The organism is Rickettsia sp. TH2014, assembly GCF_019249195.1.
In the GTDB taxonomy this organism is placed as follows: domain Bacteria; phylum Pseudomonadota; class Alphaproteobacteria; order Rickettsiales; family Rickettsiaceae; genus Rickettsia; species Rickettsia felis.
In genome coordinates this window covers 1-6,255 of sequence record NZ_MXAX01000083.1, presented here as the reverse complement: position 1 = coordinate 6,255, position 6,255 = coordinate 1, and the positions used below count along the sequence as shown (strand labels likewise).

The window sequence follows — 6,255 nt, the reverse complement described above, 5'->3', positions numbered from 1 at the left end:
GCATAACTGCAATATGGAGGCATGACCCTAAATTTAATATATGTTTCTGATTATATTTAAAGTTAGGTCAATCTTTATGCTGCCAATTCCATATCATGAGCTATAAATATTTATTTTATAACTCATACTACCATATAATTATGAGTTATAAAATTAGTTTTTTCTATATGAAACTGATATTTAAAACAAATTATTGCTATTACGTACATAATGTGGTACACTTGATTATAAAACTTATTGTAGAGATAATATTGTGGCTATTTACACAAGCTCGCAAGCACGAGCTAAATTATTTACTCTTATTGATGAAACAAATAAAACTCATGAGCCTATTTATATAAAGGGAAAACGTAATAATGCGGTAATCATATCAGAACAAGATTACGAGGGATTACAAGAAACTTTATATTTGTACTCTAAACCAGGCTTAGTAAAAAGAATCATTGAAGCTAGTAAAGAACCGTTAGAAGAATGTATTAGCCATGAAGAAGCATGGAAATGATATATACTATACTGTACACAAAAAAAAAGCAATTGAAGATATACAAAATTTAAAAGCAGCTAAATTAGCCGATAAAGCAGAAAATTTATGTAAATCCTTAACAATAAATTCAATGCCATTAAATAGTAAAAAACTTTATCGCGATTTAGTTGGTAAACGTTCTATAAGAATTAATTTACAACATAGACTGGTTTATGAAATATTAGAGGATAAAAAAATTATAAAAATACTTAGCATGTGGGGACATTATGAGTAATTATTCATAAGCTCTTATGCAACGTTCTAAAAATCATCTCGGCAAGTGACTTGTTAATACCGTTTACTTTAGTAAGCTCATCTATTGTTGCATCACATACTGCTTTATAAGAACCGAAATAGTACAGCAATGCTTTTTTACGAGTTTCACCTATACCATCTATATCATCAAGGCTTGATAATTTTATGGCACGCGATCTACCGAGTCTATGATTCTTTATGGCGAAATTATGCGCCTCATCCCGCAAGATTTGTAAATATTTCATAATCGGCAAATTTTTATCCAGAGTAAATACTTCTTTACCTGTCATATGGAACTGCTCAAGACCGGCATTTCTATCTACTCCTTTTGACATACAAACAAAAGGAATATTCATTTCAAATTTATCCATTACCTCTTTAACTACGCCTAAATGCCCCCTGCCGCCGTCTATAATCATCAAACTTGGCAATTTATGCGGTTCATTCTTAAGTCTAGTTAATCTTCGTGTTAAAACTTGCCTGAGCATTTCATAATCGTCACCTACAATGTCATACCCGTCATCTTTTATGTCATTCCTGCGAAAGCAGGAATCCATTAACCTTTCTGGATCCCCGCTTTCGCGGGGATGACATACGAGAGAGCGGGAATGACATAATAGAGCACTTGAATGATATATATTTAAATTAAAAACCCGGTATTCCTTTTTATCAAAACCGGCTTTACCGGCAACTACCATAACGCCGACTGCAAACTTACCTTGAATATGACTATTATCATAAATCTCAATTCTTTCAGGAATTTCAGAAAGACCAAATAGCTCTTTGATTTCAAGCATAATCTCTTGATTTTTTGCAAATTTCTTCAAATATTGCTCTAGAGAGAATAAAGCATTTATTGCGGCATTCTGAACTAGCTTGGCTTTACCGCCACTAATAGGTATTATAATATTGAGTTTAGTAATATTATTGATTTTTTTAATCGCCTCTATCACATTCTCTTTATCATTAATTTCATGATTAATTATAATTTCCGCAGGAACTTGTTGTTTTTGATAAAATTGTAATAAAAAATATTCTAATACTTCTTCTTTGGTACTATTTTCAGTAGAAGTAGGAAAATAAGGAATATTACCGCATGCTTGCCCTGCCCTATATAAAAACACTTCCACACAATAATGTCCGTTCTTTTCTACAATAGCGATTATATCTGCGTCTTTAACAATATCTGAAACACCTGCCTTAAGCTGCACATAACTAAGTGCCTTAATACGGTCTCTAATTTCTGCCGCCTCTTCAAAACGCATCTGACTACTTAGTTCTTCCATCTTTTTAGATAAGTTCTCTTGAAGTTCTTTAGTACGACCTCGTAAGAAATCTTTAACCTGAGATACTAAGCCCTTATAGTCCTCCTTATTTATTTTACCGACGCAAGGAGCATAACAACGTTTTATTTCATATTGCAGACAAGGACGAGTACGTGAATTAAAGTAATTATCCGCGCAGGAACGTAATTTAAAGATTTTTTGCAATTTCGTTAAAGTAGTATTAACTTTCGCACTCGAAGCAAAAGGACCGAAAAACTTCCCGTCACTTAGAGTTTTACCTCGATATTTTAGCAATTGCGGGAAATCATGATCTAAACGTAACTTGATGAAAGGAAAAGACTTATCATCCTTAAGAAGAATATTAAATTTCGGCTGAAATTTTTTGATTAGTTGGGCTTCTAAAAGGAGTGCCTCAACTTCGGAATTAGTGATGCTATACTCTAAAAAACAAGTATTTGCAATCATCCGAAGCGTCTTATTATCTAAATCGCTTTTAATGTAATTAGTAAGGCGTTTCTTTAAATTTTTAGCTTTACCGACATAAATCACCTGCTTGTTAACATCAAACATCCGATAAACCCCGCAGCGTTCGGGAGCATCTATAAGTTTAGATTTAATTAACTCACTTCCGGTAATTTCTAGGGTCATATTGTTTAGCCTATCGTCATTGCGAGGAAAATTACGAAGTAATTGGCGGAGCAATCTCAGGAGTAGGGGTTTGTTATTATTTCATGAGATTGCCACGCAGCTTATAGCTGCTCGCAATGACGTTTTTCTTAATTCCCTGTTTTATTATACGGATTATCATTTGCTACTTTAACATTAACCGTTTTTGTCGTGTTATCATCGAAGAAAAAGGTTATTTTAAACTCATCTCCTGCGTTTAAATCTACTTTCGGGTCATAAAGCATAACATGCATGCCACCGGGCTTAAAATCAACGTTAATATTACCGGCAATTGAAAATGGATAATCGACTTTTACCATTTTACTAACTCCTTGATCATTAATTGTTTGATGGATTTCTATTCCGCTTATCTTATCTGAAGATATATTCACTAAATTATAACTCTTACTTCTAGTATTTATTAATGTAAAATACATAGCAGAATTGCTAACTTTACCTTGCACATTTGTTGTAGGTCTTGCCCAAGGCTGGGCAAAGTTAACGGCTGCCTCTGCAGGTAATATATCATTGGGCTGATCAGAAGAAGAATTTGTAGAATTAGGATTTTGAGTTGTTTGGTCATCAGCATAGCTTACTGCACAAATTAAAGTTATAAAACCGACTAATAAAGTTTTTAACATAATAATACCTTTGCTAAATTAAAATTGAATATACATCTAATAAATGAAGAGTTGGTTAACGAAGTTTAATTTGGAAAAGAGCAAGGCATCTTGAAGCTGATAAACGCTGCGCACATACTAGTACGTGAGGATTATCAACAAAAGATAACGTAGCCAATTTTTCAAATTAAACGAGTATACTAGCATAAGTTATTTTTTTTGCAAAATATTCTTACGTACCTCTTCAGGAAATTTCTCTATTGCATAACGAACTGCGGTTCTTGGCATTTGTGATATATAACGATCCAAAAAAATCTATTAACTGTTTTTCATCTTTTTTTCTGCTTCACGTAGTATCCAACCTACTGCTTTATGCATTAAATCATGTTTATCGTTTAAGAGTAATTTTGCTATTTCAAAAGTTGTATCTAATTGATTATTTTTGATAAAATACCAAGTAGCGACCATAGCTATTCGTCTCTCCCAAAGAATTTCCGATTTTGTTAATGTAAAAAGATAGTCCTTTTCTTTATCCCATAAATAAGCTCCTACAGCGTGATGAGCTGATGCGTCCACTAAATTCCAATTATTTACGTATTTTATATTGTTTAAATAAAAATTATAAAAACTCTTTATCTTGTGCTTTCTGATATTGCATAATCAAAATAGCTAACGCTAAAAATCTTTCTTCATTAAATTCTGAAGTAATAAGTCTGCTTAAACCCCCCCATCTAAATTATAATAACTTTTAGCTATTTTACGTAAAGTCGGCACAGTAACACCAATAAATTTATCATGCTCGCCATACTCTCCTTCATTAGTTTTAAAGAACATCGTCCTACGTTCTAAAGGAATAGTAGAATTCTCAAGTAAAATATTTCTAATTTGTTGTAAATTTTCTTTCATGTTCAATAAGCCATTTTTACGATGTAATCCTCCGCCATATCCTCCAAGTTCGCCATTGCTATTAATAATACGATGGCAAAGAACAATTATTGCTAACTGATTCATGCCGTTAGCATTTGCAATAGCTCTATAAGAAGTAGGTTTGCCCAAAACTTAAGCCTGATTTAAATAACTTCGTGTTTTGCTGTAAGGTATATTAATTAACTCTTGCCAAACCATTTTTTGAAATGGGCTCCCTAAAAGATATATAGGTGTATTAAATTTTTGCAAAGTACCGTTAAAGTACAATTTAAGCTCCTCTTCAATCATTAAAATCGGTTTAGTACTTCTAGGAATAATAGCAGATTTCGTCTTAATTCTTAGCCTTTCAATTTCCAGCTCTAAACCTCTTCTATCAACAAATTCTAATAAGTAAAGTAGCTTTTCATCACTAATTGCAATCATAGCCCCAAGTGTGGTATCTAACCAAGCAGCTTTTAAAATATTTAAATGCTTATTAAGTTTTGTCGGCGGTCCGCCCATTATTTTAGAGAAAACATCTCGAAAACCGCTACTTGACTCATAACCCATATCAATTTGTGTATTAATTACTGATTCACCCATGCGAATTTGCTTCATCGCAATACCCATACGCCTTGCTCTTGCATATTCTACAAACGTCATACCAAAACGTTTTTTAAATTTGCGACGTGCTGTAGAAGCATCTACTGATAGCTCATCAAAATCACTATCTTTCCACCTCTTAGCAGGCTCAAGCTCAACAGCGTCAACAAGAGTGCGAACTAAATCTGAAGCTTCGTAAGGATGAGAAAGAGGCTTGCAACGCTGACAAGGTCTATATGAAGCATGCAAAGTTTCCTTAGCAGTTTTATAAAATTCACAATTTTCAAATTTAGGCTTTCGTGCAGAGCAAGTCGGTCTACAAAATACTCCTGTGGTTTTAACCGCTACAAAAAAAGATATTTTCATATCTATCATCTTTATTAATTAATGCCTGATAATATTCTTGCCTTTGAATCTCATTAATTTGAAGCTCATTAAACATATTAATTTATCCTATAATATAAATTTATAATTATATTATACGAACTTCTTAAAACCACTGTAACCGAAATTCAGGCATTGATTTTTTATTTAATAATTCTGTCTCTCATGTTCAATAAGCCATTTTTTACGATCTAGCCCTGAGCCGTAGCCCCCAAGCTCGCCGTTATTATTGATGATGCGGTGGCAGGGAATAATTATAGCGAATTTATTTGCTCCGTTAGCATTTGCAACGGCTCTATAAGATCTTTCTCTACCTATTAATTTAGCTTGAGTAAAGTAACTTCTTGTTTCACCGTAAGGTACATTCATTAGCTCTTGCCATACTAATTTTTGAAATTCGCTTCCTAAAAGATATATAGAAGTATTAAATTTTTGCAAAGTACCGTTAAAGTACAATTTTAACTCCTCTTCAATTGATAGAATAGGTTTAGTGCGATCTTCCGTAATAGCTGATTTTGTTTTAGCTTTAAGTCTTTTAATTTTATGCTCTAACCCTTTACTTTCAGCAAAATCGAGTAAATAAATCCTCTCTTCATCACTAATTACCAGCATTGAACCAAGAGGCGTATCAAGCCAAGCGGATTTTAAACTCATTTGTTAACCTAAATATAATTTCTTAGTATTATAATATTGATTTTTTATTTACAATTTTAATATTTTAATACAACAATTTATAGGTAATTATTATGAAAAAAGCTCATGTTTTTAAATATTCTCAGGTAATTAAAACGGATAGAATAGCAACTATAACTCAATTTAGCCAACACTCTTCTATAGAACCCAAAAATGTTGGAACTATAGCTATAAATATAATGGACTGAGAAATCAAGACAAAAAATAATCAAATTCGTTTCCTATTTTTATTATATTGTTAAGCAGCTAATTGATAATAATTTTGCGTATAATTCAGATAAACATCCATAGGTTTTTTGTAACCAATACCCGAATGAAA

7 protein-coding genes and 2 pseudogenes are annotated in these 6,255 nt (G+C 32.4%); 2 read left to right on the top strand and 7 right to left on the bottom strand.

The window, feature by feature from the left end; all coding sequences use genetic code 11:
• Positions 1-253 precede the first annotated feature (253 nt).
• A complete protein-coding gene (locus KYQ89_RS01425; RefSeq protein ID WP_218460074.1) occupies positions 254-502 on the top strand; it encodes a type II toxin-antitoxin system Phd/YefM family antitoxin in 249 nt (82 codons plus the stop codon).
• The gene (locus tag KYQ89_RS01420) at positions 483-758 is read left to right on the top strand and encodes a type II toxin-antitoxin system RelE/ParE family toxin (protein ID WP_256621182.1); all 276 of its coding nucleotides are present in this window, start codon (positions 483-485) and stop codon (positions 756-758) included. Before KYQ89_RS01425 ends, KYQ89_RS01420 begins: the two co-directional genes overlap by 20 nt.
• A 4-nt stretch (positions 759-762) precedes the next feature.
• On the opposite strand, the gene uvrC is transcribed toward KYQ89_RS01420, so the two are convergent.
• From uvrC to KYQ89_RS01380, 7 genes and pseudogenes are all read right to left on the bottom strand, one after another.
• Positions 763-2,712, bottom strand: a complete 1,950-nt coding sequence (gene uvrC, locus KYQ89_RS01415; protein ID WP_218460072.1) for an excinuclease ABC subunit UvrC — start codon at positions 2,710-2,712, stop codon at positions 763-765.
• Between the two features lie 128 nt (positions 2,713-2,840).
• Positions 2,841-3,371, bottom strand: a complete 531-nt coding sequence (locus KYQ89_RS01410; protein ID WP_218460071.1) for a copper chaperone PCu(A)C — start codon at positions 3,369-3,371, stop codon at positions 2,841-2,843.
• Between the two features lie 297 nt (positions 3,372-3,668).
• Positions 3,669-3,953 carry a DNA alkylation repair protein gene (locus tag KYQ89_RS01405; RefSeq protein ID WP_371920384.1) on the bottom strand — a complete coding sequence of 95 codons (285 nt, stop codon included), beginning with the start codon at positions 3,951-3,953 and terminating at the stop codon, positions 3,669-3,671.
• Positions 3,954-4,067: 114 nt separating this feature from the next.
• On the bottom strand, positions 4,068-4,256 hold the full coding sequence (locus KYQ89_RS01400) for a DNA alkylation repair protein (RefSeq protein ID WP_218460070.1): 189 nt from the start codon (positions 4,254-4,256) through the stop codon (positions 4,068-4,070).
• Positions 4,231-4,778: pseudogene (locus KYQ89_RS01395) on the bottom strand (methylated-DNA--[protein]-cysteine S-methyltransferase). The gene KYQ89_RS01400 and the pseudogene KYQ89_RS01395 overlap by 26 nt, the downstream one beginning before the upstream one ends.
• Before the next feature lie 30 nt (positions 4,779-4,808).
• Positions 4,809-5,225, bottom strand: a pseudogene (locus KYQ89_RS07585) (Ada metal-binding domain-containing protein); the annotation flags it as partial.
• 165 nt (positions 5,226-5,390) lie between these two features.
• A complete protein-coding gene (locus tag KYQ89_RS01380; protein WP_218460068.1) occupies positions 5,391-5,897 on the bottom strand; it encodes a methylated-DNA--[protein]-cysteine S-methyltransferase in 507 nt (168 codons plus the stop codon).
• Positions 5,898-6,255 lie beyond the last annotated feature (358 nt).